The organism is Croceitalea sp. P059, assembly GCF_031846365.1.
GTDB lineage: Bacteria > Bacteroidota > Bacteroidia > Flavobacteriales > Flavobacteriaceae > Croceitalea > Croceitalea vernalis.
Genome location: NZ_JAVRHW010000011.1, coordinates 1 through 3566, shown reverse-complemented (window position 1 = coordinate 3566; position 3566 = coordinate 1). Strand labels below are relative to the sequence as shown.

The window sequence follows — 3566 nt, the reverse complement described above, 5'->3', positions numbered from 1 at the left end:
TATTATATCAATATCAACGGTTTGGATACATCCAGCACCATTATCAGTGGTATAAGTAACATTGTAAGTACCCACCCCAAGCGCTGAAGGGTCGAAAGTACCATCAGCAGAGTCACCACCCCAAGTACCTCCAGCCGGAGTAGCTACAAGATTTTGAACTCCGTCAGCAGTTGTAAATGGTCCAGCAGGGTCTAAGGTAGTCACAGGTTCTCCTAAGCATGGATTCGAAAGTTCACAACCAAATACCTGCACTTCAGACATATGCAATACACCATTGGCTGCATTAGTAAGTTGAATTCTTACATATTGAGCTTCCGCGATATAAGGTATGGTTACATCAACACCAACTCCTCCATTATAAAATTGACTAGTAACGTTTGGATCAATCAACAAGTCATTTAAAGTTGAACCTCCTGGGAATGGTAACGATGAGGTTAGAATATAAAAATTACTAAGTCTTGTATATAAATCAGGTCTATCTCTATTGAATATTCTTAACTCTTCTAAATTGGCTACAATTCCTAAATCAACTTGCCACCAAGGTTGATTTTGTTCACCAGCTCCAGTTCCTGTATGTTGAATTGGTCCGTTTATTTGTGAAGTATTTCCATCAATTGCGAAAGAAGCGGCATAAGTCACCTCATCATTATTGAAAGTACTAGACTGACTAGCTGTTCCAACTAATGCAAGGTTCTGCGTTGCAGAACACTTACTTACCTTGATATCAAAGTCTTTTTGTTGGGTACAACCTGCATTCGTTACAGTATAAGTAACCGTGTAAGTTCCGAGCCCTAAGGCAGAGGGATCTATTTGATTGCCATTAATTACTGCAGCCCCACTCCAAGTTCCACCTGCAGGAGTCGCTTCTAAATTTTGCACTCCATCAGTATCTAAATATAAGGCTGGAGAGGTCAGTACCGCTTCTGGGTCACAGACCACTTCACAACCAAATACTTGAACTTCCGCCATGTGAATAATTCTGGCGGGTTGGTCAGCAACCACTCCACGGTCAAGCTGAATCCGCACATAACGCCCTTGAGCACCAATTGGAATCGTTTCCACATCACCAGCTGCACCATAAAATTTGGTTTGAAAAATTGTATTGTCGTTTATTAAATCATCTAAAATAACCCCTGGGACAAATGGCGTTTCAGATACAAAAACATAAAAGAAATTTAAGCGGTCTTTGTTTTCTTGTGTTGTAGTGCCACCATTACGGTTATGAATAACCACATCATCAATATCTGCCAAAGCTCCTAAATCAACTTGCCACCATTGTTCTTCGTTATTAAGTGCGGTATCAGTATGTTGTAAATCAGCAGTAACACCAAACGGATCATTACCAACAAGATTACCGTCTACTGCTAAACCAGCAACACCTTCATTATATGTGGTAGACTGCTCCGCAGTTTTATTTAAGGCCAAGTTGGTACTCGTTGGATTACATGTAGTTACTTGAATTTGTTTTTGTACAGTTTGTGAACACCCATCCGTATCGTCGTAAGTATATGCAACTGTGTAAGTGCCGGGACCTAAAGTACTTGGGCTAAACAAACCGCTAGTTGCAGCATCTCCACCAAATGAACTATTTGTTCCAATGTCACCAGTTAGTGTAACATCAGCATCAGTTTCTAAATAAGTATTATTTCCAGAAATGGTGGCTGTTTGACAAGCATTGGCGCAACCAAAAACGCGTAATTCACTAATATGTAAGGTGCGATTACCCCCATTTGGTGGTAAATGTAACCGCACATAACGCCCCGCAGTTGTAAAATCGAATTCTGCGAAAAGACCAGGGTTGCCAGCATATTGATAATGATCAAAATCGCCATTGTTTGCTGCTGTTACCAATTCTGCATGAGTAGCATCCTCATCAAAAGGAAGTCTTGAAACAAAAATGGAGAAATCCGCAAGTCTTTCATAGATGAAATCTCTATTATCTGGATCTGCACGATTGTATACTTCAAAAGATTGAATGGTTGCCATGGTTCCTAAATCCACCTCAAGCCAATGCTCTTCATTACTTGTAATGGTGTGTTGCAAATCGGCAGATTCTAAATAGTCTACTCTATTACCGTTAAGTACGTCATCAAAAGCTAAATAAGCCGCACCTTGCTCTCTTGTTGTTGATTGCTTGGCAGTCTTATTGAGTGCTAAATTTTCTACACCAATACATAAACCGAGGTTAATTACTGAAGATTCACTCTGAATACAGCCATCAGTATCTGTGTAAACATAAGTTGCTGAATACGTACCTGTTGCTTGATTGGTATCAAATTCGCCGGCGGTATTAACATCACCATACCATATACCTGTACCTCCAGTTGGTGCACTAACAGGTGTAATTTGTTCAATTCCTGTATTTTGAACGAACTCATAGTCTTGCATTACTAAATCAGTAGTACAAGTAAACGCACAACCGTTTACCTCAACTTCCGCCATATGCAAAATATCCGGAAGAGAAAGTTGAATACGTAAATAACGTCCTTGTTGAGCTATAGCAATGACTGCAGAAACATCAACTGCACCCGAAAAGAATGTTTCAGTCACTGTAGTATTGGCGGTATCTGCTGCATCGTCTCTTATATCTTGTAAGGTGTCGTCCTTATTAAAAGGAGTCATTGAGGTGAAGACATAAAAATTCGCTAATCTATCTAAAACTGCTTGAGATTGCTCTGCAACATCAGTTCTATTAAAAACTTCTATATTATCAATATCTGCAACTGCTCCAAGGTCAACTTGCCACCAAGGAATGGTTCCATCTATATTTTTTTCAGCCGGATCTGTATGTTGTAAATCTGGCGGATCTCCATTATCGTAAAAATCAGCATTTTCACCAGTGCGATTGCCGTCGTTAGCCAAATCAGGTGTACCACTTAAATAGGGTGTAGACTGCTCAGAAAATTGATTTAAGGCTACATTTGTTAAAGTAGCACAACTGGCAACAACGATATCAACACTTGCACTTTGAGTACAGTTATCACCATCAGTAACGGTGTAAGTAGCAGAGTAGGTTCCAGCTTGAACATTCGTGTCAAAATTACCGGAAGCATCGACATCACCAGACCACGTTCCACCAGCAATATCTGCGGTTAATTGTTCTATGCCGGTATTTTTTACAAAAGGCCCTGTATTGCCAAAAACTACTGGATTAGCACAAACGATTTCACAACCATATACCTCAAATTCTCTACCATGCATGATTCTATTACTGCCATTTTCAGGAAAATGAATACGCACATAACGAGCTTCATCCATAATATCGATATCTTGGATGTCGTCTATTTGACCACCAAAAAATGTAACGTTGATATTAGAATCTTTAATAAGATTTATAACTGGTTCAGTTTCGCTGATAGGTACTGTTGAAGTCAAGACATAAAAATCTCTGAATCTTTGTGGTTGATTGTCAGCTCGGTTATAAATTCTTACGCTTTCTACATAACTTACAGTTTCTAAATCAACCTCCCACCAAGGAGATAAGTCACTAACTGCTGTGTGATTTATATTGTTTACGTCATTAAATACCCCATCATTGGCATTATCCGCCTGTTGAAATTCGTTAT

The 3566-nt window shown here is 39.4% G+C and carries 1 protein-coding gene; it reads right to left on the bottom strand.

All coding sequences use genetic code 11. The features are described from left to right. Positions 1 to 3566, bottom strand: a 3566-nt coding sequence (locus RM542_RS14780) for a discoidin domain-containing protein (protein WP_311386523.1), incomplete at both ends; no start/stop codon positions are given.